Source organism: Candidatus Binatia bacterium, assembly GCA_029248525.1.
Classification (GTDB): domain Bacteria; phylum Desulfobacterota; class Binatia; order UBA12015; family UBA12015; genus UBA12015.
In genome coordinates, this window is sequence record JAQWJE010000052.1 from 66208 (window position 1) to 90153 (window position 23946).

Below are 23946 nucleotides of genomic sequence, written 5' to 3' on the forward strand. Positions count from 1 at the left end.
GATCGTCGCCCGGAATGACAGAACCTGCCTCGGGGCCGTCGACGGGAGGGCCCCGAGAGACTAAGACTGAGTAGTATGGACCCGGTCGCGCAAGCTCTTCAGCAAATCCGCGCCCTTGTTGGCGACAAGGGGTGGATTGACGACCCGGTGGCGATGGAGCCTCACCTCGTGGAATGGCGCGGACGCTGGAGAGGGTCGTCGCCGGCGATCGTGTCGCCAGCCTCGACACAGGAAGTTTCGGAAGTCGTGAAACTATGTGCTTCGGCCGGGATTCCAATGGTTCCCCAAGCGGGGAACACCTCGCTCTGCGGCGGTTCGGTCCCGGATGAAGATGGTCGTTCTCTGGTGATTTCGGTCGATCGCCTCACGGCGGTGCGCGAGCTTGACCCCGGCAATGACACCATGACGGTGGAGGCCGGGCTGCTCCTTGCCGACGCGCAGCGCGCAGCGGCCGATGCGGATCGTTTGTTCCCGCTGAGTCTGGCTTCCGAGGGTAGCTGCCGGATCGGGGGAAATCTTTCGACAAATGCAGGTGGCGTCCATGTCCTCCGTTACGGAAATATGCGCGACCTTGTGCTCGGTCTCGAAGTCGTCTTGCCCGACGGGCGCATCTGGGACGGACTGCGTCGCTTGCGCAAGGATAATACCGGCTATGACCTCAAGCAATTATTCGTTGGTGCCGAGGGCACGCTGGGTTTGATTACGGCGGCAGTACTTCGTCTCTTTCCGCGCCCACGCGCGCGATGGGTGGCGATGGTTGCCGTCCCGGATGTCGCGTCCGCGCTGCAGCTGCTCGGTTGGGCACGAGAGACGGCAGCGGAACAAGTGACCAGCTTCGAATTGATTCCGCGTCGCGCTCTGGAGTTCGTCCTGGCACATATCCCGGGTGTCGCGAATCCTTTTGCGAGCTTCCACGAAAATTACGTCTTGATCGAACTCGATTCGAGCGTGCCGGGGGATCAGGCTCTCGCGGGAATCGGTGAAGATCTTCTGGCGCGCGCCACCGAGGCCTCGATCATCCGCGATGCGGTGGTGGCGGGTAGCGACCGTCAGATCGATGCGCTCTGGAAGTTGCGCGAGAGCATATCGGAGGCACAAAAGGGCGCCGGTGCGAGCGTGAAGCATGATGTCTCGGTCCCGATCGCCGCGATCGGAGATTTTCTGCACGAAGCGACGCAGCGAGTCGAGGCCGAGTGGCCCGGCGTGCGGGTATGCGCCTTCGGTCATTTGGGTGACGGGAATATCCATTTCAACCTTAGTGTGCCCGAGGGCGAACCCGACGCGCCCTTTCTCGAACATTGGATGGCCTTCAGTCGGGTCGTCCACGATGTGGTGGTCTCGCTCGATGGCAGCATCGCGGCGGAGCATGGGATCGGCCGCCTCAAGCGAGAGGAAATGGCGCACTATAAAAGCGACGTCGAAATGGATTTGATGCGCAAGATCAAAAACGTGATGGACCCGCAGGGTTTGATGAATCCGGGGCGGGTTCTTTGAAAAGAGCAGTCAGGAGTCGACAGAAATCATGATCGGAATCGGAGCAATCCTCATGGCCTTGGGTGTGGTTCTCGGAGCTTTCGGAGCCCATGGGCTGGAAGGGAAAATCACTCCCGAGAAATTGGCGACCTTCAAGACGGGCGTGGATTACCACCTGATTCATGCTCTCGGGATGATCGCCGTCGGGCTTCTGGCAGCCCAACGGGGTGTTTCCGGCGGCATGCTCGGCGGGGCTTTTTGGTGCCTTTTTGCCGGGGTGATTCTTTTTTCGGGGAGCCTCTACGCGCTGTCCCTCGGGGGACCGCGGTGGCTCGGTCCCGTCACCCCACTGGGGGGCTCACTCTTTATCGTGGGGTGGGTTTTGCTGGCCTGGGTCGCGACCCGATCCGCCTGAGAGGCTCCGGGTGCTCGTGGGGAGCGCACCCGAGCGGATCTGTTCGCGCAGCTCCCGCTTCAAGACCTTCCGGGAAGGTCCCAGAGGCAGCGCTTCGACGATGGCCCATTCTCTGGGTAAGCGGTTTCGCGCGAGCTGCCGCGCTGCGTGGTCCTGAAGAGCCTGCATATCGAGTTCTCCGCTCTCCACGGGTTCGATTACGGCAACAATTTCCTCGCCATGGATCGGGTGCTCGCGTCCGACGACCGCCGCGCTTGCGACGCCGTGGAATTCGACAAGAACGGCTTCGACCTCGGCCGGGTAAATATTATTGCCGCCCCGAATGATCATATCCTTGATCCTGTCCACCACGTAAAGTCGGCCGGCCGGATCGACCCAGCCGATATCCCCGGTATGCATCCATCCCTCGCGAAGAACCTGGTCGGTGCCCGCGGGATCATCGATATAACCGGCCATCACGCCGCCACCTCGAATGCAGATTTCGCCGCGTTCCCCATCGGGAAGAATTTCCCCCTGTTCGCCGAGGATCCGGATTTCGGAATCGCTCGCCGGGAGTCCCACACTGCCGAGGACGCGTGGGTCCGGAGGCGCGTTGATGGTTGCGAGGGTGGCTTCGGTCATTCCGTAGGCCTGGCGGACCGGCGCGCCAAGTCGCTCTTCGGCGCGCAAAACGATTTCGTCGGCGAGCGGCGCTCCAGCGGCAAGACACGTATGCAGGCGCTCGGGCCGCTCTCCGGGGGCAAGAACTCCCCAACGTGCGAACATCGTCGGCACCGCGGGAATGAATGAAACGTCTTCTTCGATTGCAATCTGCAAGGATTCCGCAGCATCGAATCTCGGGGTCAGCACGCATTTGGCACCGCAAAGAATCGTGGTGAGCATGGCCGTGCGGCATCCGTAGGAATGGGTGAAGGGGAGGGCACCGAGAATTGTATCGGCAGCAGAGAGTCCCAGCCCTTCGTGTGCGATCACTCGAGTATGACCCAGCAGAGTTTCCTGCGAGATCCCCGCGCCCTTGGGCTGGCCGGTGGTGCCGGATGTGTAGAGAATCATTCCGAGGCTGTCTGGACCGACGTCTGCCGGATCGAGTTCGTCACCGGGGCCCGCCAGATCTTCGATGCGCATCAGGCCAATCGAGCCGCCAGCGATTGCAATTGCCTCGCGCATCAGCGGCTCACGGGCCTGATCCACGATCGCCAGATCGCATTGCGCATGGCGCAGGCGAAACACCAGATCTCGCATCGAGGAGAGGATGGGCGCCGGCACAATGGTGGCTCCCGCATAAATGGCGCCCAGCCAGGCGGCCGGGAAGTCGAGTTGGTTGGCGGCGGCGAGAAGTACCCGTTGCTGATTCTGCAGGCCGTTTTTACGCAGGCGGTAGGCGCTGCGTCGCACCTGGCTCAGGAGTTGGCTGTAGGTCGCCGTATGCCGAGTTTCCGTGGTCCGATCGATAAAGGCCAGTTGATCCGCATGTCGGCGGGCGGCGTCTTCGATCAATGTCGCGAGGGGATTCATGCAATTCTCTGCGTCTGTCGAATGACAGGACACCCATAAGGGTCTAAAAGCAGAGTATGTGCGCTGCAAGGAGACAATGGGCCTTTGTTGTTCTGGTGCTGGCTGCCGTGATGCTGCCCGTTGAGCACTCGGAAGCGGTCGAGGCGCCCTTTGCCGCCTACGGTCGACTTCTGGGCCGCTACGTCGCGCCGGGCGAGGTGGCTGGTTTGCAGACACATTTGGTGGACTACCAAGCCTGGGCCGCGGACCCTGACTATCCTCAGGCTATCGAGGCCCTTGCAGCGGCCAAGCCTCCGGTCGGAGTTCCCGACCGCGAGAAGATCGCTTTTTGGATCAATGCCTATAATTTTCTGGCGATCAAAACCGTATTGGATCGCTACCCGATGGAAAGTATCCGCGATGGAGGAAACTTCATTTTTCCGATCTGGAAGAAGACCGCCGGCAAGGTAGGCGGAGCCGACCGTTCTCTGGATGAGATCGAGCATGAAATTCTTCGCGGTCAGTTTGCCGAGCCCCGGGTCCATATGGCTCTGGTCTGCGCCTCCCTGTCTTGCCCCGACCTACGCGTGGAGATCTATAGCGGCGCTCGATTGGATGGACAGCTCGAGGATCAGTCGCAGCGGTTTCTAGCCAACCGAGGCAAGGGTTTGCGTCCTGGGAAGGCACCGGACCAGGCGGCCGTCTCCTCGATTTTCCGCTGGTTTGAGAACGATTTTGAGGCCGCCGGCGGAGTGCCGGCGTGGATTCTTGCGCATGCGGATGCCGCAACCCGCGCCGAGGTGGTGGGCCTGCGAGACCGAGGGATCTCGTATCTGGAATACGATTGGTCGCTGAACGATCGCGCTCGAGTGAAGAGCAAGGGAGAATGATGTGCTTCCATTGGTCGCCGCAGGCATCTTGCTTTATTTCGCCCTTACCGGGTCGTCGACGCTTGCGATGCTGCTGGTGGGCGCGGGATTCGTCTGGAGTGTCGGCCTGAGCTTGCGGCTGGCCAATCAGTTGCAGAGTGGGACCGGCGGCCATGCGGAATGGGTCCGGGACGTGACGACGCGGACTGCGGCGATCCGTTCACCGGGCTGGCTGCTCTCCTTGCTTCTGGTGGTATCCGGCGTTTTGGTGCGATGGGTTTCGGGCTGATGTTCGCGCCCCCCATTGCGGGCTGAAACTTCTGCCCTCGACTCTCAACTGCGTCGCGCGACGACAACCAGAGTGCCGCCGCGTCCGACGGCGGTGGAAACCAGCGTCGCGACGACGGCGAAGGGAAAGAGAAGAGAACCCAACAACAGGCTCAGTGCTGTCTCGCCGGGCCGATCGGGTGCCCTTTTACCGGTCAGTCTCTGAAAGAGCAGGTTGGGCGTCGGGAGAAGTGCGTTCAGGGTGCTTTGCATCCATCCGAAGACATCGAACTCAATCTCCTGATGATGCACCGTTTCGACTGTGAATCCGGTTTCGCTCAGGATCTGCTGCAGAGAATGCTTGTCGAAGTGATAGAGATGTCGGGGCACGTCGAGCGCGAAACCGAAGCGTCCATGCACGCGGGCCTGCCAGCCGCCGGCATCCGGGACCGCGAGGACCAGCCGTCCCTCCGGGGCGAGTGCGCGATGCGCCTGACGCAGTTCTTCGGTCGGATCGGCGAAGTGCTCCAGCGAATGCCAGGCCGTGATGACATCGAAGGGCGGCTCGTCCACGAGAGTTTGCAGGCTTTCACTGATGTTCAGCCCGCGGCTCCGGGCGAGAGCGGCGGCTTCGCCGCGATCGGTTCCCTGCACTTCGAAACCTGCGGCCGCAGCGACGAGGAGAAACCCTCCGCTGCCACAGCCGAGGTCGAGTAGTCTCGCCGGGGATTGTTTTTCTTTCTGGACGTGGCGCAACCGCTGGCGGAAGCGAAATTGCTCGGAAAACCCATGCCGCTTGCCGTCCTGATAATATTCCGCCCCGTAGTAGGGGTCCAGATCCCGAGGGCGCGGCGCGGTATGGCCGAGCCCGCAGCGCGGACAGACCAGAACGCGAAAGCTCTCCCGTGTTTGCGGGTCGATGACAGGCGCCCAGCGCTCTGCCAGCGTGCTTCCACAGGACACGCAGTTTTCGGGCGTGATCGCCTCTGTCTCGGAACGGTTGTCGCTCATGGCCTCGGGCATTCATGCCCTGTGCCGGAGCAGGGGGCAAGAGGGTGATTCCTTGCCGGTTTCCGCGGGTCGTTCGACGGCGCTGTCCGGAAAGGGTTAATCTCCGGTATGCCGCAGCGAAATCAGGTTGTTTTGGTTCGTCATGCAGAAACCGCATGGAGCAAATCCGGTCAGCATACCTCCTTCACCGATATCCCGCTCACGGAAAATGGTCGCCGTGCAGCCCGAGAATTGAGACCGATCCTTGCCGGTTGGGATTTTTCGCTCGCCGTATCGAGTCCCTTGCAGCGTGCTCGTGAGACTGCGGAGCTCGCGGGGATCTCGGAGGGGCTCGACCTCGATCCCGGTCTGACGGAATGGAATTACGGAGAATACGAAGGCATCACGACCGCCGAAATTCGCAAGACCGTGCCGGAATGGACGGTTTTTTCCCATCCTTGTCCGGGAGGTGAGACTGGTGCCGAGGTCGCGACCCGGGTCGATGGCGTTCTCGAGCGTGCACGCGAGGCCCGCGGGCCGGTGGTGCTATTTGCACACGGACATGTCGGCCGTGTGGTCGTCTGTCGGTGGTTGGGGTTTGAGCCGTCTGCGGGTCGCCATTTTGTCTTGTCGACCGGGACGATCACGGTTCTCGGTTGGGAGCGGGAGACGCCGGCGATTCTGCGGATGAATACGCTTTCCTGACCCGAGAGCCCGCGGGACTGGCAACCGCTACAGATGTTGAGCTAATCAAGGGAGAGGCCACATGGCGTTTGGTGCTTCACCGCATGCCGGGAACGAAAGGGCAGGATCATGGCGAAGGTTTTGGGAAATATCACGGCGGACGACGATTATACGCACCCTCTGGGCGTTGAAGAAAACTTCAACGAGAGCATGTACTTCAACTTTTTCGATCCGGAGCGTCAGGCCGGCGGCTTTCTGCGTCTCGGCAACCGTGCCAACGAGGGCAAGGCCGAGATGACCACAACGCTCTATCTGCCCGACGGCCGTGTTCTGTTCATCTTCAAAAGGCCGGAAATTGCCAACAACGATGCGTTTCAGGCTGGCGGGATGCACTTTCAGGTCGAGGAGCCGTCCGAGCGTCTGCGGACGACCTACGAGGGCTCGGTTCTGGAACTCAGCGAGCCGCGACAAATGGCGGATCCCAAAAAGGCCTTTTCGGAAAACGAACTCCGCCGCGTGAAGGTCGATCTTCTGCATACCGCGGCCGGTCCGATGTATGGCAGCAAGCAGGACGATGATGAGACCGATCGCCCGGCGGAAAAGCAGTTCGGCAAGGCGCACTACGAGCAGCATATGAAGGTTGAGGGCACCATCGATCTGGGTGACGAAACCATCCAGATTGCCGGCTATGGTTTGCGCGATCACTCCTGGGGCCCTCGCTATTGGCAAGCCATCCAGAGCTATGAGTGGCTCACGATGAATTTTGGTCCCAATGCCGGAGCGATGGTTTCGGTGATCGAGCGCGATGCCGACAATATTCGCCGCGGAGGCGTCCTTGTTCGCGACGGCAGGATGGAAGGTCTGGTCGATTGCCATATCGATGCTGAATATGAGGAGGGAACGCCCTTTCATCGCAGCCTGACCGTCGCCGCTCGAACCACCGGCGGGGAAGACATCAAGATCGATGGAAAAGTCAAAAGTTTCATTCCGCTCCGGAACCGGCGTGGCGGACAGACGACTTTCATCGGCGAGGGAATGACCGAGTGGCAATGGGGCGATCGAGTCGGTTACGGTTTGTCTGAATTTCTCCGGACCGGCGATTGAAAGGTCCTCTTGCTCGGGGTTGAACGCGGGCAATCTGGAGCCCCATGAAGCCAAGCCTTGGCGAACATCCGTTTTTGGAACGGCCGCACCGCACACTCTTCGGGCTGGCGCTGCCGGTTCTGATTTCGCTGGTGGCGGAACCCGTTACGGGGTTGGTGGATACGGCCTTTATGGCGCGAGCGGGAGGCACCTCTCTCGCGGCGCTTGGCGTCGGTACGGTCCTTCTGTCGGGGTTATTCTGGGCCTTCAACTTTCTCGGAATCGGAACCCAGACATCGGTGGCGCGTGCGTTGGGATCGGGCGACGATCGGGGGGCGCGACGGGCCTCGTCGACCGCTGCCCTGACGGCCTTGTTGCTCGGTGTGGCGCTGGCTCTTCTGGCCTGGCCCTGGATCGACGCGGCGACTCGGTTTATGGGGGCCGATGCCACCATGGCGATGGAGGCGCGGATCTATCTCGAGATTCGTCTGTTTGGAGCGCCCGCAATCCTGCTCCTCCTCGCCTCTTTCGGGGCGCTGCGGGGCCTTCAGGATATGCAGACGCCGCTGCGGATCGCGGTCGGTCTGAACTTGCTGAATATTGCGCTCGATTACCTTCTGGTTTTCGGAGCAGGACCGGTTCGCCCCATGGGCCTGGCGGGCGTTGCGATTGCGTCGGTTATCAGTCAATGGGGGGGCGCCGTGCTCGCTTTCTTCGCGGCTCAAAGTCGGCTCGGGGGGCGCGCTTTGCCGGATCTGAAGTCCGTCGGGGAGCTTTTTGTTGTGGGACGGGATCTGGTCGTTCGAACGGGTTCTCTCCTCCTTTTTTTGCTCCTTGCCACGCGTGCCTCGACACAATTGGGTGAGATGGAAGGTGCGGCGCATCAGGCGATTCGGCAGTCGTGGGTTTTTGGTGCCTTTCTGCTCGATGCATGGGCCGCCAGCGCGCAGAGCCTGATCGGTTTCTTCCTGGGCGCCGGCGAGACGGGTACGGCACGGCGGGTGGCGGGGATCTCTTGTGGTTGGGCCCTGTTGACCGGTTTGCTTTTGATGTTCGCGATGCTCGGACTTGAATCCGGCGCGATATGGTTGCTGGTACCGCCCCCCGCAGAGAGTATTTTTCGGTCGGCCTGGTGGATCGCGGCGATCGCACAACCGCTGAATGCGCTTTCCTTTGTCACAGACGGCATTCATTGGGGCACCGGCGACTACCGATATCTGCGAAACGTGATGCTTCTGTCGACGGTCACGGGAGCGGTAGCCTTGATGACTCTGCCAACGGACTGGTCGGGATCTTTTGTTCTGGTTTGGTGGATCACCGTCGCCTGGATCGGCTTACGGGCTCTTTTTGGTCTGCTGCGGATCTGGCCGGGGATTGGCGCGGCCCGTTTGCAGGTCTAGCCCGAGGGGCCGGGTGGCTTCTTTTGGCTTCCGGAAAATAGCTCATCCAGAGGACTGATCTGACCCGTCGTTCGTGCCGTGTAGAGCATATCGCCGACGGATAGCTGCAGGTCGCCGGTGGCGAGGTTCACGGCGCCATTGCGCACCAAAGCCACAGCAAATTCCCCTGGGCCGTAGGGCAAGTCGCGGAGTGGTTTCAGAGCGTCCTTCCGGGGGGTAGCGATACGGTCCGTGATTTCGAGTTTTTCGAGACGCGTGAGGCGACTGGCTTCCTGAATCCCGGGGAAGTTCCCCGGGAAAAGAACGTTGCCCGGTCGAATACCCTCTTCGCTCGGCAGAGCATCGGAGCCGAGACCCAGATAGCGCTCGGCCATGAAGCTCTCGCTCGCCTTTTGCAGGGCAAGATCATTCAAGGCGTTGTTGCCGGTCAGCGCCAGGATCACATCGGCGTATCGGGCGCCGGCAGCCTCCAACGTTTCCAGAGAGAGCGCATCTCCCTCGACCGCGACCAGCTTGGCCGCGCGAGCGCGTTCGCAGAGTGCCGGGTTTCTGTCGACGTGCACGACCGGACGTCCCAGATCGGTGAGCAGGCGCCCGACCTGACGAGAGAAGGCATCCGCACCAATGATGACGGTACCGAGCAGGCTGGGAAAGTCGATCTTCAGGAGCCAGGCGACGGGGCGCGCCGTGAGGCCCTGCAGGGTGACCGTGCAGGCGACTGTGACAAAGACCAGAGCTTCGAGGGCTGCACCGCCGGGGATGCCGCTCTGCTCGAGTTGCAGGTGAAACAATCCCGCGATGGCTGCCGCCACAATCCCGCGCGGACAGATCCAGGCGGCAAATACGCGTTCCCGCAGAGGCATCTCGCTGCCGTAGGTGGCGAGGAAGACGCCCAGGGGACGTGCGATCCAGATCAGGCAGCCGACGACAATCAGGGCATTCCATCCGAGATCTTCCACGTATTCGAGCCGCAGGCCGGCGGCCAGTGTGACGAAGAGAAATGCCAGCAGAATCAGCGTGAGCGCTTCCTTGAAATTGCGCAGCTTGCCGATCCCGGGGATTTGCCGGTTGGCCATCGTGACGCCTTGTGCGACTGCGGCCATCAGACCGGCTTCGGCCGAGAGGCCGCTGGCAAATGTGGCGACCGCCAGCGTGATTCCGAGGACGGTGGGATTGATGAGGTGCTCCGGTATCCACTGGCGCTTCAGGACCGTGGCCAGCAAGACTCCGGAGCTGAAGCCTGCAGCCGCCCCGAGGCTGAGCCGCATGACTACCAGCCAGCCGGACTCGAGGAGGCCTGCATGTCCAACCACCCATTCGGCGGCAACCAGAGCAACGATGGCGCCGATAGGGTCGATCAGAACGCCCTCGCTGATGAGGAGTTCGCGCAAACGCCTCTCGATCTTCAGACGCGAGAGGAGCGGCGTGACAACGGTGGGCCCGGTGACAATCATCAGGGATCCGTAAAGCAGCGAAACAGACCAGGAGAACCCGACCGCATAGCGTGCGGCCAGGGTGCCCAGAATCATCGAGATTGCCCCGCCAAGAGTCACCAGAAGCAGAAGGCTGCGTTGCTGGCGGCGTAGTCGATCAAGATCGAGCGCCAGCCCGCCTTCGAAAAGAATAATCGTGACGGCAAGCGATACGATGGTTTCGCGGCCGCCGGCAAGCGCCGATGGGTCGAGCAGGCCGAGGAAATCCGGCCCCAGCAGGAACCCCGTGGCAAGGAGCAGAACAATGCTGGGCAGTCCCAGACGGGCAGCAAAGGCCTGAGCGAGCGTTCCGGCCATGAGAGCGAGCGCTGTGGCGCCGATGGCTGTTTGTGTCATCGCGAATTCATCCTCTATGTTTCTGCGCCGATCACAGGTACTCTTATCATGGACTCCGGTCCTGTAACTACTGATGTCGAGACTTCTCATTGTATCCAACCGATTGCCGATCACGGTTTCTCGCGATGGGGCAGATTTGCGCGTCGAGCGGAGTGCCGGCGGTCTCGCCACCGGTCTTAGCGGACCGCATTCGCGCTCGGATGCCCTGTGGATCGGTTGGCCCGGGGATGTGGCCGACTTTTCGCGACCTGAGCTGGAGGGGTTGCATCGGCGACTCGATGAGCTGCGGGCGGCACCCGTGTGGATCGAGTCCGAGGACGTCAAGGCGTTCTACGAAGGCTTCTCCAATGGCGTCCTCTGGCCGCTCTTCCATTACCTGCTCGACCAGTTGCCGCTCTATGTGGAACATTTCGACGTTTACGAAAGAGTGAACCGGCGCTTCGCCGACGAAGTCGGCAGGCATTATCGGCCCGGCGATCGAATCTGGGTGCACGATTATCAATTGATGCTTCTTCCGGCGATGCTTCGAGAGCGCTACCCGGACGCGCGCATCGGATTCTTCCTGCACATTCCATTCCCCTCGTCGGAAATCTTCCGAATCCTTCCCTCTCGAGAGAAATTGCTCGAAGGCCTTTTGGGTGCGGACCTGGTCGGTTTTCATACGGCCGGATATATGCGCCAATTCGGCTCCTCGATCTTGCGTGTCCTCGGGGTGGCCGCAGACGTGGATCGCGTCCTCTATCAGGAACGAGAGGTTCGTCTGGGCGTTTTTCCGATGGGCATCGATGTCGAAAAATTCGTGGCGCTGACCGATTCGGATGAGGTCCGAACCCGCGCGTCCGAGTTGCGCGAAAAAATGGGCGAGAAGATTCTGCTCGGGATCGACAGGCTCGATTATACCAAGGGGATCCGACGCCGTTTACTGTCCTACGAGGCAATGCTGCGCCGGCACCCGGAGTATCATGGCCGGGTCCGATTGATTCAGGTAGCGGTGCCTTCGCGAGAGAGTGTCGACGCCTATCAGGAGTTTCGGCACGAAGTGGATGCCATGATTGGACGGATCAACGGACAGTTCGGGACTGCCGATTGGGTGCCGATCCATTATCTCTACCGCAGTCTGAGCGATGAAGAGTTGGTGTCGATGTACCGGGCGGCTGATGTGATGTTGATCACGCCTGTGCGGGACGGCATGAACTTGGTGGCCAAGGAGTTTGTCGCGGCCCGTACCGACGACGACGGCGTCCTGGTGCTCAGCGAATTTGCCGGTGCGGCGAGTGAACTGGCCGAGGCCTTGATGCTCAATCCGTTCGATATCGATCGCTCTGCCGAAATTTTCGTGCGGGCCCTGGAACTTCCGGAGGAAGAGCGCCGAGCGCGCATGCGTGGCTTGCGAAGAAGGGTGCTTTCCTACGACGTGCATCGGTGGGTCGGCTCCTTTCTGGGCACCCTCGAGGAGGCAGTGGAGGGTGAGGAAGCCGTGGGGCGGATGGCGGCGGACTCTCCGGACCTCGCCAGTTTGGTCGAGAGCATGCGAGCCGCTCCGAAACTCCAATTATTACTCGGCTACGACGGCACGCTGGTCCCGGTTGCGGCCGTACCCGAACTTTCGACACCCGACGATGAGATTCTTGATCTCTTGCGGCGATTGGCTGCTCGCCCCAATACCGAGATTCATCTGATCAGTGGTGCGGCGAGAAAAACGATCGAAAATCAGTTTGGCGAGATCCCGATCGACCTGCATGCCGAATACGGATTCTGGTCGCGCGCGGCGGACAGCGACCAGTGGAAGTCGAGACCCAAGCCGGAAGATATGGATTGGTGGCAGCGAGTTCTCGACATCCTCGAGAATTTCACGGCGCGAACGCCGGGCTCTCTTGTCGAAGAAAAAACGGTAACGCTTGCCTGGCACTACCGTTGGGCGGAAGCCGAGTTTGGTGCCTTTCAGGCCAACGAAATTCGCACCCATCTGGCGCAAATCCTGAGCAACTCTCCGGCGGAAATCGTATCGGATGCCAAGGTGATCGAGGTACGGCCCTTCGGTCTGGACAAGGGTACGGTGGTCAAGCCCTTGGTGGACGGACTTGCGAACGGAACAATGGTAGTCGGGATGGGCGATGACCAGACCGACGAGGACCTTTTCGCCTCCTTGCCCGAGGGGGCTATCTCCATTCATGTCGGGGACGGCCGGAGTATTGCCACGACAAGAGTGCCGGATATTGAATCGGTTCGTCGGATGCTGGCCGGACTCCTTTAGGGAGCGGGCTGAAACAAGGGGGCGACCACGGTCGCCTCGACACCATCGAATTGCAGGGGTGCGAAGACAACCTGCAGGGGCATATCGATCTGGATCTCTTCAGGCTCTATTTCGACGATGCGGGTGGCGATTCTGACCTCGGGCGCTTCGACCGGAACAACCAGCGCGGGGACAAAGGGAATCAGGTTCTGATACTGCGGAAGAAAGGCGTGCCGCACGACGACATGAGAGAAGAGGTTGGCCCGCCCGGAGAGCTTCGTCCAGATGAACTCGGCATGGGAGCAGTCCGGGCAGTCTGCCTTCGGGTACCAGACCCAGCGCCCGCAACGGGCGCATTGCGGAATCCGCAACTCCCCTCGAGCGGCGGCCTCCCAATATTTTCGCGTAGGCTCCCAGCGGGTATCCGGGAGGGGAAAGTCCTCGCGTTGCAGGCTCATGCATCCCCCCGAACGAGAAGGAGCGTGGACGCCTGGGGCCCGGTATAACCGCCATACACGGCTACCTTTGCGTCCGGCACCTGCGCTGCGGCCTGACCGCGTAATTGTCGAACGATCTCCACCACGTGGGCGATCCCCAGAACATAGGCATGGCTCAACATTCCGCCGTGCGTGTTGGTGGGGAGACCGCCGCCATCGAAATGCAGATGCTTTCCCTCGACAAAGGCGCCGCCGGATCCTTTGGGGCAAAAGCCCATGTCTTCGAGCTGCATCAATGTGACGATGGTGAACGGATCGTAACAGCTGAAGACATCGACATCGGCAGGCGAGAGGTCTGCCATGGCAAAAGCGGCTGGTGCGGCAAAGACCTGCGGGGTCGCGGTGAAATCGCTTTGTTCGGCCCAATGCATCCCTGTATGCGAGGTGCCCAGACCGACGCCGGCCACCGTGATGGGTGTCTGTCGCAAGTCGCGGGCGCGTTCTGCGGTGGTCATCAAGTAGGCGCCGCCGCCGTCCGAGATCAGGCAGCAATCCTCCTTGCGGAAGGGGTCGGCAATTTTGGGGCTCTCGCGATACTGCTCCAGCGAAAGTGGCCGCTCGTGGAGCACGGCGGCGGGGTTATGGTTCGCATGACGACGGCCAGCGACCGCGATGGCACCCAGCTGATCTTCGGTGGTCCCGAATTCGTGCATATGTCGGCGCGCAATGGTGGCGAAATAGATGGGTTGGGGAAACCAGCCAAATGGCAATTCGAGGTTTTGCTTGAAGAGTTCGGCTGCGTGGAACTGTCCGGGTCCACCGGTCATGTCGGCGCGTTGGGTAGCCCAGGCAACCGAGAAGATATTGAGAATATATTTCGCCTGGCCCCTGCGTAATGCTTGCGCTGCCTGATAGGGAGCGGTCCCGGCCCAGACCATGCCGCCGCCCTGGTCGGATTCCCAAATTTCCTGCTGGACGTCGAAATGATCGCGGAAGGCCTGGCCATCGAATCCGTCGAGAGTGGAGTTCCACATCAGTCCGTCCACTTGATCGGGAGGCAGGCCGGCATCCTCGAGGGCACGTTCGATGGCCTGAGCGGTGATTTCACTCGGTGTCCGGCCCGAGGCACGCGTATGTTCGGACTCGCCGACCCCGGCGATCGCGACCTCGCCGCGAATCCCGTCCAGGTTCTCGGCAAATCCCCAATCCTTGCTGCTTGTCACGGAAGTCTTCTACCCTGTTTGGCCCCGTTTGCCGAGGAAGCCAGAGCCGCGATCCGGTGTCCTTTCCCACTGGAACAACAGGCGTTCAGCCCCTAAGGTAGAGAATTGAGGTAATTGATATGTTCGATCCGACACTGACAGATGAGCAAGAAGCGTTAATCCAGACAGCCCGCCGTTTTGCGGCCGAGAAAATCGTCCCGGTTGCGGCAAAATACGACGAGACCGGGGAGTGGCCTGCCGATGTCTTCCGCGAGGCTTGGGAGGTCGGCTTGATGAATGTCGAAATCCCCGAATCCCTCGGCGGGCTTGGTCTGTCTACCGTTGGGGGAAGCCTTGTGACCGAGGAACTGGCCTATGGTTGCTCGGGGATCGCGACCAGCATCATGGCGAACCATCTGGCGTCCCTGCCTTTGATGATTGCCGGAACCGACGCGCAGAAAGAGAAATACCTCGGTTCTCTGATTGCCGATCCGATTTTCGCTTCCTATGCCTGCAGTGAGCCGGAAGCGGGCTCGGATGTCGCCGGCATGCAAACTCGGATCGTTCAGGATGGAGACGACTGGATTCTCAATGGCCAGAAGCGGTGGATCACAAACGCGAGCCACGCCAGTTGGTATACGGGCTTTGCCACGACCGACCCGTCGCTTCGGCATAAGGGAATCACCGCTTTTGTCGTGCCCAAAGATCATCCCGGTGTCTCTTCCGGCAAGAAGGAAGATAAACTCGGGCAGCGCGCTTCCGATACAGCCGACGTAATTTTCGAGGACGTCCGTCTGTCCGCGGATAATCTTCTCGGCGAACCCGGTCAGGGCTTTGCGATTGCGATGGAGACGTTTGATAAATCCCGCCCGATGATCGCGGCCATTTGTAGCGGCATTATCCGTCGCTGCGCCGAGGAATCGCGAGCGTATGCGCTCGAGCGTAAAACCTTTGGCGTCCCGATTGCCCAGCATCAGGCGGTGCAGTTCATGATCGCCGAGATGGTCATGGCCGAGGAAGCTGTGAAGCTTTTGTGGCTCAAGGCGGCCTGGGAAGTCGATAACGGCATCAAGCGGACGAGCACCTCGGCGATCGCCAAGGCCTATGGTGCCGATCTGGCGATGAAATGCGCGACCGACGCCGTTCAGGTTTTTGGCGGTTATGGCTATACGAAGGAATACCCGGTCGAAAAATTGATGCGGGATGCCAAGCTCCTGCAGATCTACGAGGGCACATCGCAGATCCAGCGCGTCGTGATCGCGCGTAACTATCTGATGCGCAGCTGACCGACCGGCGGGTGTGGTCACCCGTTGGAGGTCCGTGGCCTGAATTGATGAAGACGCTTCTCCTCGACATAGGAAATGTTCTGGTGGGTTTCGACTTCGGCCGGGCTCGGCCGAAATTCCAGGCGGCGAGCACGGCGACAGGCGATCCCCTCGAGCGGTTGGCCGAGCTCAAATACGATCTGGAGATCGGAGCGATTGACGGAGATGCGTTTGTGTCGGCAGGCATGAAGACTCTCGGATTCCAGAAAAGCGCCGCGGATTTTCGTCGTATCTGGGAGGAGATCTTCACCCCGATCGATGCAATGTGGGAAGTGGTGCTGAAGGCGCGTGCGACCCATCGCCTGCTCTTGCTGTCCAATACAAGCGATATCCACAAGGATCATCTTTTCCGCGATTATTCGATTTTCCGGCACTTCAGTGGCGGGATCTATTCCTACAGCAGTCATTGCCTGAAACCCGATCCGCTCATTTTTCGCAAAGCGATCGAGGAGTACTCTCTCGTGCCGGAGGAGACGCTCTACGTGGACGATCTCGAGGATAATGTGCACGTCGCTGCCGGAGCGGGGTTTGCCGCTGTGCGCTATGATCGGGCTGCGCATGATGCCTTCCTGACCGAGGCACGTGCATTGGGGCTGAGGCTTCCCGAGGACTAGGCTCGGCCTGCGGGGACCGTAATCTTGTACCAGCGTTGATGGCTCCGGCTTGCCTCGCACCAACCTTCTCGGACGAGAAGGCCGCCGCCGGCTTCGATGGTTCGAGCCGAGGCCTGATTGGCGCCGTCGCAAGTCAGAGCGACTTGCTCCAGTCCGATCAGGCGTGCCTCGTCGAGCGTTCTTGCCAGCAGCGCCCCGGCGACTCCCTGACGGCGAGCAGATGGCGCAACGGCAAAGCCGATATGACCGCCAATCTCTTCCAGTGCGGGCGTCATGCGGTGGCGCAGGTTCACGACGCCCAGCAACCTGCCGCGGGCCTCCCAGAACCAGGTCGAGGCCGGTACGCGTCCGGGAAGCAGTTTGTCCTCGTCTCGCGCGGCGGACAGAAAGGCGATCGCCTCGTCGATCGATGCGGTGCGTGGGGTGAAGTAGGCGTGGAGCTGATCGGGGTGGGCGTCGAATTCGCCAAGGAAATCCTCCAGAGCCCGCCGATGCCTTTGCTGCAGAACTACCAGCTTTCCGGCCGCCGCCATCAAACCGGGATATCCGGCAGTTTGGCCGGGTGCAATGCCACTGGATCTTGTGGCGCGAGATGCCGCTTGCGAGCCGTATCGCTTCTGAGGGGCTCGTCGCGCTTGCCGACGCGGGTCGGATAGAGTTTCCTCATGGCGTGGGTTGGCCGTCATTGCGTGAATCGGAGGTTGGGATGCGAAATAAAGCGTCCGGGGGTGATTGCGCGCGGCTCGCGACGAAGCCAACGCGAGGACGGTTATGCTAGGCGGGCTCGACCTCGCGGTCTTCCTCGTTTGTCTGGCGGCCGTGATGGGCATCGGTCTTCTCGCCGGTGGCCGCGGTCAGACCTCGGACGAGTATTTTCTCGCAAGCCGTTCCATGCCGTGGTGGGGGGTGGCCGGTTCTGTTTTTGGTACGAATGTGTCGGCAAACCATCTCGTCGGCATGCTGGGGGTGGGTTTTTCGATCGGCTTTGCGCAGAGCCATTTTGAATTGGGCGCCGTTTTTGCGCTCTTGGCGCTGGCCTATCTGCTGCTGCCGGTCTTTGCCGGCCTGCGTGTTCATACGCTCTCGGAGTACCTGGCCCTTCGCTATGATGAGCGCGCGAGTCTGCTGTACTCGGTTACGACGCTTTTGTTGATCGCAGCCCAGATGACAGCCTTGTTCTATGTCGGCTCGCGGTCGATGTCGCTTCTGCTGCGCGACTCCATTCTCGACCCGGGATATGTGGGCGGCGTGGTCGCGCTGGCGACCATCACCGGCGTCTACACGATCATCGGTGGGATGCGGGCGGTGGTCTGGACGGATGTGATTCAGTCGGGTCTGCTTCTGGTTTCGGGAATTCTCGTGGCGATTGCGACCTTTGCGCAGCCCGAGATCGATGGTTTTTCCGGTCTGCTCGCCAACGATGCGGCAGTGCCGCGACCCGAACAACGCATGCACCTCTACCTGCCGGCGGATCATGCATCCTTGCCATGGACCGGTGTGTTTACCGGGCTGATGGTCCTGCATCTCTCCTTCTGGTGCACCAACCAGTATATCGTCCAGAGGACGCTCGCCGCGCGCAGCCAGCAGCAGGCACGCTACGGTATTCTTGCGGGTGGGTTTCTGAAGCTTCTGGTGCCCTTTTTTTCGATCGCCGGCGGCGTGGCTGCCGCGCAATTGGTAGCCGCGCGGATGGGGGATGTGCAGGTGGCCCCTGATGAAGCCTTTCCGGTTCTGATGAGTCTGGTGCTTCCCGCTGGTCGCGGTCTGCTCGGGCTGGTGGCGGCAGGCCTGCTCGGCGCGATCCTCTCGACGATCGACTCGATGCTGAACTCGGCCGCAGCCCTGTTTTCCTTTGATATCTACCGCAAGCATTTGCACCGCGAGGCGCAGGACGCGGATCTTGTTCGTCTGGGACGAATCGTCGTGGTGTTTCTGGTTTCACTGGCGGCTTTTCTTGCCGCGACGACCTACGACCCGAACTCACAGGGGAATTTCTTCCTCCAGCTATCGCGCCAGCTATCTTATCTCACACCGGGGCTTCTGGTGGCCTTTCTGATGGGGATGTTTTCGCCGCGCGCAACCGCTCGTGGTGCGTCGGCAGCGATCCTGACAGCACCGATTGTCGGCGTGGCTCTGGAATGGGCCTATGCCGCGCAGGTCGCAGGCGCCTCGACGCTGCCAACGTTCGGGTATGAGCTCAATTTCATGCATCGCACGTTTTTGACGGCCTTGGCCTGCTTTACTGTTCACGCCCTGGTCAGCCGGACCACCCAGCGCGACCCGGCAACCGACGCCTATCTTTTCACCACGGTCACCGGCACGACCACGGCCCATCTGCAGAGACTCGCTCGCTGGTGTGTGTTCTATTTGCTGGGCAATTTGTTCCTTGCGGGGTTCCTTGCTGCGGGTTGGCTCCGGGCGGGTGTGGCAGGCGTTCTGGCGGCCGGCTTCACGCTGGCTTTGTTCGCGGCCTATCTCGGGCAGAGCCCGGATGCAGAGAACGGCGGGCCTGTCTCGTTGCGCGATGATCGCTGGCTTGCTGCGCTGCTGACGGCGGCGGTGACCTTTGTGCTCTATTATTTCTATTGAGCGGGTGCGCGGTTATTCGATGTAGCCCAGAGCGCGCAGCTGTTCGCGGTAGCGTGGATTTGTTGATGCCGAGTTCTTTGCTGAGGTCTCGGCGTTTTGCACTCTTTCCCATTCCTCAATGGCCATCCTCTGCCAGCGGCTGGCTTCGGGATGATCGGTTGGTGAGAGAGGTTTGGTTTCGAACGGGTCCACGGAGCGGTCGAAAAAGAGATCGGGAGCCTCTGTCCGCAGGATATAGCGCTTGTCTGCATCGTGGATGGTCATGACCTCTCCCTCCGTCCATCCCAACTTGAGACGCTTTGTGGATGCGGGTCGTCTTTGCGCGAAATTCAGACGGACCGGATACTGCGAAGCATCACCACCCGTCAGTCCGAGCAGGGAATAGCCCTTGCCTAGGGGCCATTGCGCTCCCGCGGCCTCGGCGATCGTTGCAGGAAGGTCCACGAGGCGAACGAGTTGCGGTACGCGGGTTCCGGGGTGTTCGAGATCAGCCGCGTAGTAGATCAGCGGCACGTGGAGTTGTTCGTGGTGCAGGTAGCGCCCATGCCCCATGCGTCCGCTCGTCAGAAGCCCCTCGCCGTGATCGGAGGTGACGAACCAACGCGTTTTCTCGGGGCCACAGAACTCGGGCAGGGCGCTGTGGAGTCGCTCCAATTCGCCGTCGACGTAGCGGATGCGCGTGTCGTAGTCGGAGACAGATGCGATCAGTTGGGGCAGAATACGCGTGGCCAACCGGGGTGGGACGCCGTGGTCCCGGTTGAGGATTTGTTCCCAATCGGGAGGTGATTGGCTGTTTCTTGCCAGCGCGTTTTTAGCGGCCGCATAATGGGGATCAGGTTCCATGGTCTTGTCGGCCGGCTGCATTTCTTGAAACTCATGGACGTCAAAGAAGTGCAGCCATAGAAACTTCGCTTCGTTTTTCGGGATTTTCTTGAGCCACGCCAGCGCATCATCGACCAGCCGGTCGCCGCGAGTGTACCCGGATTCGTTGGCCGTAAAATTTTCGAAACCCTGACCGATCTGGCGCAGCCAGCCGACGCTTGAAAATGCGCCCGTGCGATAGCCGGAATTTCGCATTTCGGTGGCGATCGTCAGTGTGGACGCGTCGAGTCTGTCGCCGTTTTTTCGAACCCCATGCTCGGAGGGCGACAACGAGGTGAACAACGAGGCATGCGAGGGTGCCGTGTGTGAAGACGCGCTGAAGGCCTTCTCGAAGACCACGCCGCGCTCGGCGAGTCTCGTCAGAAAAGGAGCCGTGGCTCTCGGGTAGCCATACATCGGGAGATGATCGGCTCGAAGGGTGTCGATGGTCACGGCAATGATGCAGTCCGCAGAATTTGAATTGGCTGTTTTGGGCTGCTCGGGTTGGCAGGCGAGACAAGATGCGAGCAGGAATGCTCCCAGGGCGCTTGTGAATGGGTGTCGGAATGCTGGCACGCCTCAGTATGTTGCGCTTTCTCGGGATGGAGTCCAGTCCCGTCTGCGGGGCTCACAAGCCGCAGGGGGACCGAGAGTTTTGGCGGACCTGAATCCCGCAATATCGCCGGGCACCAATCCAGGAACTAAACGCCCTCAGATCAGATAGCCGCCCGAAACCTTGATGTTGGTGCCGGTGGTATGGGCGGCGGCGTCGCTGCAGAGATAGAGCAGGGCACCGACCAGGTCTTCGCTGGTCCCCGGGCGGCCCGCGGGAATGCGCTCCAGAGGGACCTCTTTTTCCGAGTTCGCAAGAACGCCAGGCGAGATCGCATTGACAGTGATGCCATGCGGGGCTTCGTTTTTAGCCATGGATTTCGTCAGCACCCAGGTGGCTGTCTTGCCGATCTTGTAGGGGGTCGCAAAGATCACGGGTGCCAGCGCGTCGGCGTCGGCGTCCAGAATGTTGATGATGCGTCCAAAGCCGCGAGCCCGCATGCCGCAGGCCGCTGCGCGCGAAGTGTTCCACGTGGAGGTCACCGTACCGTCAATGCAGCGCTGCCAATCCGCAGGTGTGATTTCGTCGAGCGTCTTCCAGACAATGACGCCGACGTTGTTCACCAGAATCTCGATCGACCCGAGTGCGGTTTCGGCGGCCTGAATTGCGTTGGCGGCTTGGTCCGCTTGTGTCAGGTCGGCCTGAACGGCGAGAGAGCGGCGTCCCATCGCTTCGATCTCCGAGACGACGTTGTGGGCGGCTTCCTCGTTGGTGTGGAAGTGAATCGCGACGTCCGCTCCCGAGCGGGCGAGGCCGAGTGCCAGATCGCGCCCGGTGCGGTGGGCGGCTCCGGTGACGAAGGCGTTTTTTCCTGACAGCGGCGTATCGCTCATGAAGTCTCCGCGGCGTTGTGGCGCAGGAGTGCGCGCAAGGTGGAGGGATCGTGCGTGCGGATATAGTCGGCGCGCGCATGGAGGACAGAAGACGCCATCATGATGCGTGCCAATCTTTCGGGTTTGCGGGCGGCATAGAAAAGCAGCGGGCAGCCCAGCGCGCGGAGTCGGTCCGCTTGCCAGACGATCTCGAGTTGCCGGTGGATTTTTTCGAAGTCATCCGTCTCGGGGTGAATGATTCCCAGATTAGGGTCGATGATCACGTCTTCGATCCCGGCACGATGGGCTTCGGCTACCCGTGGTTCGAGTGATTCCAGAATCGCCCCGACGGCATCTGTCGGCGCCGCGAGACGCGGGCGAGTGCGCATTTCATAGGCATTGCCGTAGGGCATATGCGTGAGGATCAGAGAGGCCTTGGCTCCGGCAATCGCTGCGAGCATTTCGGCCGAGGCATGTTGCCCGGTGAAGTTTATGACGTCTGCTCCCCAGTCCACGGCGGCGCAGGCGGTGTCCGGCGACCACGTGTCGATCGAGAAGGGAATTCTATTTTCGCGCAAGCGCCGGGCGGCAGGTTCCAGGCGCCGTTGCTCCTCCGGGTCGCCGATCTGCGGCGCATCGGGAGTAATCGATCGGCCACCGAGGTCGATGATGGAGGCGCCATGAGATTGAAGATCGAGAGCTCGAGCGAGGGCTTCGTCCGGGGTGTGCGCGATTGAATCCTCGACCATGGATTCCGGCGAGAGATTCACGACACATAGAAGTTTCGGGGCATAAGGTTCCGCAGCGGGGCGATTGCCGACCTCGGCCGAACGAGACTCAGCGGTTGTCATCACTCCGGTACTCGCAGACACCGCTTTGCCCGCTGGTCTCCGAAATCGCGACGCGAAGGCGACGAACCTGCGTCGCGCCGAATTTTTCCACCAAGCGTCCCCTCAGAGTATCGCTGAACCAGGTCGCCAGGTTTTCGACAGAGGTATTATTGATCGGGAGGTGCACGACCTCGGGACTTGGGACGAGGTAGCGACAGTCTCGATAGACCACGCTCGTATGATTATCTTCCAACTCGGTAATCTCGAGTTCGGGATGCTCGGACGGCAACAGCCAATGTTCATCGAGAGAGTCGCAGAGCTCGCGGATGACCGGCTTGGCATCAATGAAGTCGATGACCAGCCCCTTCTCGCTGAGGTCGCCCTCGATCTCGACGCTTACATGGTAATTATGACCATGCAGTCGCTCCTTGGAGCCATCCGGAAAGATCAGGAAATGTGCGCAGGAGAACTTGAAGTACTCCTTGCTCAAGGTGATTGCCCAGTTGTTCATTTTGGTCTGACGCTTCGATTCCGAGCTTGGCGGGACGTAGTTTCAAGGTCCTGACAGCGATTCCCTGCTCAACGGCAAAACTACTCCGAGCCATACGGATCCGCAAGCCGCACCTTCGGGGCTGGCCTTGCCTGCCTCACAAGCGCGGGTTTTTATTTTGCGGTAGAGTTTTTCCGGCATGTCCGATTTTCACCAGAATGGCGCCGTCACGACCCTGCACGATCTGGGCGGCGGGAATCGTGCGGCCCTCGAGGGACTCCTTGCCGAAGCAGCTCTCGACTACAAGATGGGCTTGGTCCTGCCCGTGACTGCTTCCGATTTGCGGGCCGAGCCCTTTGCGCGAATTGTCGAATCCCTGCGTGGGGTCAACTACATCGATCAGATTTGTGTCGTGCTGGGGCAGGCTCCGGCCGAGCAGGACTATCTCGATGCGCAGAAGTTGGTAAGTCCCCTCGGGCCGCGGGCGCGAGTCCTCTGGAGCAGCGGCCCTGTCGTTCAGGCTGTCTACCGGGAACTCACCGAAGCCGGTTTCCCGCTGGATGTGCCGGGCAAGGGGAGATCGGTCTGGACCGCGTTTGGCTACCTGATGGCAGATCCGCGGCTGAAGGCCTTTGTTCTGCACGATTGCGATATCGTGGACTACGACCGCATTTTGCTGGCTCGCTTATGCTTGCCCATGGCGCATCCCAATCTGGATTTTGAATTCACCAAAGCGTTTTACCACCGCAGTTCGGACCGCATGTATGGTCGCGTGGCGCGCCTTCTGGTTTCGCCGCTTTTACAAAGTTTGATTTCCGTATTGGGTAGCGATCCGTTCCTGCTCTTTCTCGAGAGCTTTCGCTATCCGCTCTCCGGTGAATTCGCGATATCTTCGGCTCTCGCCCGTTCCAATCGGATCCCCGGTGATTGGGGGCTGGAAATCGGCACGCTGGCCGAGGTCTTCCGCAACACCGCAGCCAAGCGCGTCTGTCAGGTCGACCTGGGCATTACCTACGACCACAAGCATCAGGATTTGTCGCTGGCAGACCCGGGACGAGGTCTGATGAAAATGGCTGCAGATATCGTGGGCACGGTATTTCGCACGTTGGCGAGTCGCGGTCAGGTGATCGATGCCACTCTCGTCTCCACGTTGCGGGCCGCCTATCTGCGCTGCGCGCAGGATCGAATCCGACAGTATCATGCCGATGCTGTGGTCAACGGGCTTGTCTATGACCGTCAGGCAGAGGAGCAGATCGTCGACGGCTTCGCTCGCCAGATGGCCACAGCCGGAGAGGCCTTTCGGGCGGACCCCCAGGGTGGGGCGGCGATCCCCAACTGGGCGCGTGTGCTGACCGCCTTCCCGGATCTGCCGGCCCGGCTACGAGCCGCGGCGTCCGATCCGGCTTGATTCTCGCGGGTCTCCACTAGAGTGGAGG

General features: G+C 60.8%; 22 protein-coding genes. 12 read left to right on the plus strand and 10 right to left on the minus strand.

Going from position 1 to position 23946, the window contains the following annotated elements; genetic code table 11:
- Positions 1 to 75 precede the first annotated feature (75 nt).
- Together P8K07_17185 and P8K07_17190 are read left to right on the plus strand one after the other, a co-directional pair.
- Positions 76 to 1494 (plus strand): FAD-binding oxidoreductase, encoded by a 1419-nt coding sequence (locus P8K07_17185; protein MDG1960257.1) that lies wholly within the window; start codon positions 76 to 78, stop codon positions 1492 to 1494.
- A 28-nt stretch (positions 1495 to 1522) separates the two neighbouring features.
- A complete protein-coding gene (locus P8K07_17190) occupies positions 1523 to 1888 on the plus strand; it encodes a DUF423 domain-containing protein (GenBank protein ID MDG1960258.1) in 366 nt (121 codons plus the stop codon).
- Here the strand turns inward: P8K07_17190 and P8K07_17195 are convergent.
- The gene (locus tag P8K07_17195; GenBank protein ID MDG1960259.1) at positions 1832 to 3403 is read right to left on the minus strand and encodes a class I adenylate-forming enzyme family protein; all 1572 of its coding nucleotides are present in this window, start codon (positions 3401 to 3403) and stop codon (positions 1832 to 1834) included. The two genes, P8K07_17190 and P8K07_17195, sit on opposite strands and share 57 nt — an antisense overlap.
- Positions 3404 to 3459: 56 nt before the next feature.
- Here P8K07_17195 and P8K07_17200 point away from each other — a divergent pair, with 56 nt between their 5' ends.
- Together P8K07_17200 and P8K07_17205 are read left to right on the plus strand one after the other, a co-directional pair.
- A complete protein-coding gene (locus P8K07_17200; GenBank protein ID MDG1960260.1) occupies positions 3460 to 4272 on the plus strand; it encodes a DUF547 domain-containing protein in 813 nt (270 codons plus the stop codon).
- 1 nt (position 4273) lies between these two features.
- Positions 4274 to 4540 carry a hypothetical protein gene (locus P8K07_17205; GenBank protein ID MDG1960261.1) on the plus strand — a complete coding sequence of 89 codons (267 nt, stop codon included), beginning with the start codon at positions 4274 to 4276 and terminating at the stop codon, positions 4538 to 4540.
- Between the two features lie 44 nt (positions 4541 to 4584).
- Here the strand turns inward: P8K07_17205 and P8K07_17210 are convergent, their stop codons facing one another.
- Positions 4585 to 5529 carry a class I SAM-dependent methyltransferase gene (locus P8K07_17210; protein ID MDG1960262.1) on the minus strand — a complete coding sequence of 315 codons (945 nt, stop codon included), beginning with the start codon at positions 5527 to 5529 and terminating at the stop codon, positions 4585 to 4587.
- 108 nt (positions 5530 to 5637) lie between these two features.
- Between P8K07_17210 and P8K07_17215 the strand changes: the two genes are divergently transcribed.
- The 3 genes from P8K07_17215 (at position 5638) to P8K07_17225 (ending at position 8675) form a co-directional block, all read left to right on the plus strand.
- On the plus strand, positions 5638 to 6213 hold the full coding sequence (locus P8K07_17215; protein ID MDG1960263.1) for a histidine phosphatase family protein: 576 nt from the start codon (positions 5638 to 5640) through the stop codon (positions 6211 to 6213).
- Between the two features lie 108 nt (positions 6214 to 6321).
- Positions 6322 to 7296, plus strand: a complete 975-nt coding sequence (locus tag P8K07_17220) for a hypothetical protein (GenBank protein ID MDG1960264.1) — start codon at positions 6322 to 6324, stop codon at positions 7294 to 7296.
- 44 nt (positions 7297 to 7340) lie between these two features.
- Positions 7341 to 8675: an MATE family efflux transporter gene (locus P8K07_17225; protein MDG1960265.1), complete on the plus strand. Its 1335-nt coding sequence runs from the start codon at positions 7341 to 7343 to the stop codon at positions 8673 to 8675.
- Here P8K07_17225 and P8K07_17230 read toward each other — a convergent pair.
- The gene (locus P8K07_17230) at positions 8672 to 10504 is read right to left on the minus strand and encodes a cation:proton antiporter (protein ID MDG1960266.1); all 1833 of its coding nucleotides are present in this window, start codon (positions 10502 to 10504) and stop codon (positions 8672 to 8674) included. The genes P8K07_17225 and P8K07_17230 overlap by 4 nt on opposite strands.
- 73 nt (positions 10505 to 10577) lie before the next feature.
- On the opposite strand from P8K07_17230, the gene P8K07_17235 reads away from it, so the two are divergent.
- Positions 10578 to 12758: a bifunctional alpha,alpha-trehalose-phosphate synthase (UDP-forming)/trehalose-phosphatase gene (locus P8K07_17235; GenBank protein ID MDG1960267.1), complete on the plus strand. Its 2181-nt coding sequence runs from the start codon at positions 10578 to 10580 to the stop codon at positions 12756 to 12758.
- On the opposite strand, the gene P8K07_17240 is transcribed toward P8K07_17235, so the two are convergent.
- Both P8K07_17240 and P8K07_17245 read right to left on the minus strand, forming a co-directional pair.
- The gene (locus tag P8K07_17240) at positions 12755 to 13195 is read right to left on the minus strand and encodes an OB-fold domain-containing protein (protein ID MDG1960268.1); all 441 of its coding nucleotides are present in this window, start codon (positions 13193 to 13195) and stop codon (positions 12755 to 12757) included. The genes P8K07_17235 and P8K07_17240 overlap by 4 nt on opposite strands.
- The gene (locus P8K07_17245) at positions 13192 to 14397 is read right to left on the minus strand and encodes a thiolase family protein (GenBank protein ID MDG1960269.1); all 1206 of its coding nucleotides are present in this window, start codon (positions 14395 to 14397) and stop codon (positions 13192 to 13194) included. The genes P8K07_17240 and P8K07_17245 overlap by 4 nt, the downstream gene beginning before the upstream one ends.
- A 119-nt stretch (positions 14398 to 14516) precedes the next feature.
- Between P8K07_17245 and P8K07_17250 the strand changes: the two genes are divergently transcribed.
- A complete protein-coding gene (locus P8K07_17250) occupies positions 14517 to 15662 on the plus strand; it encodes an acyl-CoA dehydrogenase family protein (GenBank protein MDG1960270.1) in 1146 nt (381 codons plus the stop codon).
- A gap of 47 nt (positions 15663 to 15709) precedes the next feature.
- A complete protein-coding gene (locus P8K07_17255; protein MDG1960271.1) occupies positions 15710 to 16315 on the plus strand; it encodes an HAD-IA family hydrolase in 606 nt (201 codons plus the stop codon).
- On the opposite strand, the gene P8K07_17260 is transcribed toward P8K07_17255, so the two are convergent.
- Positions 16312 to 16848 carry a GNAT family N-acetyltransferase gene (locus P8K07_17260; protein ID MDG1960272.1) on the minus strand — a complete coding sequence of 179 codons (537 nt, stop codon included), beginning with the start codon at positions 16846 to 16848 and terminating at the stop codon, positions 16312 to 16314. The genes P8K07_17255 and P8K07_17260 overlap by 4 nt on opposite strands.
- Positions 16849 to 17086: 238 nt before the next feature.
- Between P8K07_17260 and P8K07_17265 the strand changes: the two genes are divergently transcribed.
- On the plus strand, positions 17087 to 18904 hold the full coding sequence (locus P8K07_17265; GenBank protein ID MDG1960273.1) for a sodium/solute symporter: 1818 nt from the start codon (positions 17087 to 17089) through the stop codon (positions 18902 to 18904).
- Between the two features lie 12 nt (positions 18905 to 18916).
- Here P8K07_17265 and P8K07_17270 read toward each other — a convergent pair whose 3' ends face one another.
- The 4 genes from P8K07_17270 to P8K07_17285 all read right to left on the minus strand — a co-directional run bounded on the left by P8K07_17270 (position 18917) and on the right by P8K07_17285 (position 22531).
- Entirely contained in the window at positions 18917 to 20341 is a 1425-nt protein-coding gene (locus P8K07_17270; protein MDG1960274.1) for a sulfatase, read from the minus strand.
- Positions 20342 to 20476: 135 nt separating this feature from the next.
- Complete coding sequence (locus P8K07_17275) at positions 20477 to 21211, minus strand: SDR family oxidoreductase (protein MDG1960275.1); 735 nt, start codon at positions 21209 to 21211, stop codon at positions 20477 to 20479.
- Entirely contained in the window at positions 21208 to 22041 is an 834-nt protein-coding gene (locus tag P8K07_17280) for a dihydropteroate synthase (protein MDG1960276.1), read from the minus strand. Before P8K07_17280 ends, P8K07_17275 begins: the two co-directional genes overlap by 4 nt.
- Positions 22028 to 22531, minus strand: a complete 504-nt coding sequence (locus P8K07_17285) for a 6-carboxytetrahydropterin synthase (GenBank protein ID MDG1960277.1) — start codon at positions 22529 to 22531, stop codon at positions 22028 to 22030. Before P8K07_17285 ends, P8K07_17280 begins: the two co-directional genes overlap by 14 nt.
- 178 nt (positions 22532 to 22709) lie before the next feature.
- Between P8K07_17285 and P8K07_17290 the strand changes: the two genes are divergently transcribed.
- Positions 22710 to 23918 carry a glycosyl transferase gene (locus P8K07_17290; GenBank protein MDG1960278.1) on the plus strand — a complete coding sequence of 403 codons (1209 nt, stop codon included), beginning with the start codon at positions 22710 to 22712 and terminating at the stop codon, positions 23916 to 23918.
- The last annotated feature ends 28 nt before the right edge of the window (positions 23919 to 23946 follow it).

Bases quoted from the DNA above. Each gene is read 5' to 3' on its own strand.
- P8K07_17185 (MDG1960257.1), top strand. From the start codon at position 76: ATGGACCCGGTCGCGCAAGCTCTTCAGCAAATCCGCGCCCTTGTTGGC.
- P8K07_17190 (MDG1960258.1), top strand. From the start codon at position 1,523: ATGATCGGAATCGGAGCAATCCTCATGGCCTTGGGTGTGGTTCTCGGA.
- P8K07_17195 (MDG1960259.1), bottom strand. From the start codon at position 3,403: ATGAATCCCCTCGCGACATTGATCGAAGACGCCGCCCGCCGACATGCG.
- P8K07_17200 (MDG1960260.1), top strand. From the start codon at position 3,460: ATGTGCGCTGCAAGGAGACAATGGGCCTTTGTTGTTCTGGTGCTGGCT.
- P8K07_17210 (MDG1960262.1), bottom strand. From the start codon at position 5,529: ATGAGCGACAACCGTTCCGAGACAGAGGCGATCACGCCCGAAAACTGC.
- P8K07_17215 (MDG1960263.1), top strand. From the start codon at position 5,638: ATGCCGCAGCGAAATCAGGTTGTTTTGGTTCGTCATGCAGAAACCGCA.
- P8K07_17220 (MDG1960264.1), top strand. From the start codon at position 6,322: ATGGCGAAGGTTTTGGGAAATATCACGGCGGACGACGATTATACGCAC.
- P8K07_17225 (MDG1960265.1), top strand. From the start codon at position 7,341: ATGAAGCCAAGCCTTGGCGAACATCCGTTTTTGGAACGGCCGCACCGC.
- P8K07_17230 (MDG1960266.1), bottom strand. From the start codon at position 10,504: ATGACACAAACAGCCATCGGCGCCACAGCGCTCGCTCTCATGGCCGGA.
- P8K07_17235 (MDG1960267.1), top strand. From the start codon at position 10,578: ATGTCGAGACTTCTCATTGTATCCAACCGATTGCCGATCACGGTTTCT.
- P8K07_17240 (MDG1960268.1), bottom strand. From the start codon at position 13,195: ATGAGCCTGCAACGCGAGGACTTTCCCCTCCCGGATACCCGCTGGGAG.
- P8K07_17250 (MDG1960270.1), top strand. From the start codon at position 14,517: ATGTTCGATCCGACACTGACAGATGAGCAAGAAGCGTTAATCCAGACA.
- P8K07_17255 (MDG1960271.1), top strand. From the start codon at position 15,710: ATGAAGACGCTTCTCCTCGACATAGGAAATGTTCTGGTGGGTTTCGAC.
- P8K07_17260 (MDG1960272.1), bottom strand. From the start codon at position 16,848: ATGGCGGCGGCCGGAAAGCTGGTAGTTCTGCAGCAAAGGCATCGGCGG.
- P8K07_17265 (MDG1960273.1), top strand. From the start codon at position 17,087: ATGCTAGGCGGGCTCGACCTCGCGGTCTTCCTCGTTTGTCTGGCGGCC.
- P8K07_17275 (MDG1960275.1), bottom strand. From the start codon at position 21,211: ATGAGCGATACGCCGCTGTCAGGAAAAAACGCCTTCGTCACCGGAGCC.
- P8K07_17280 (MDG1960276.1), bottom strand. From the start codon at position 22,041: ATGACAACCGCTGAGTCTCGTTCGGCCGAGGTCGGCAATCGCCCCGCT.
- P8K07_17285 (MDG1960277.1), bottom strand. From the start codon at position 22,531: ATGAACAACTGGGCAATCACCTTGAGCAAGGAGTACTTCAAGTTCTCC.
- P8K07_17290 (MDG1960278.1), top strand. From the start codon at position 22,710: ATGTCCGATTTTCACCAGAATGGCGCCGTCACGACCCTGCACGATCTG.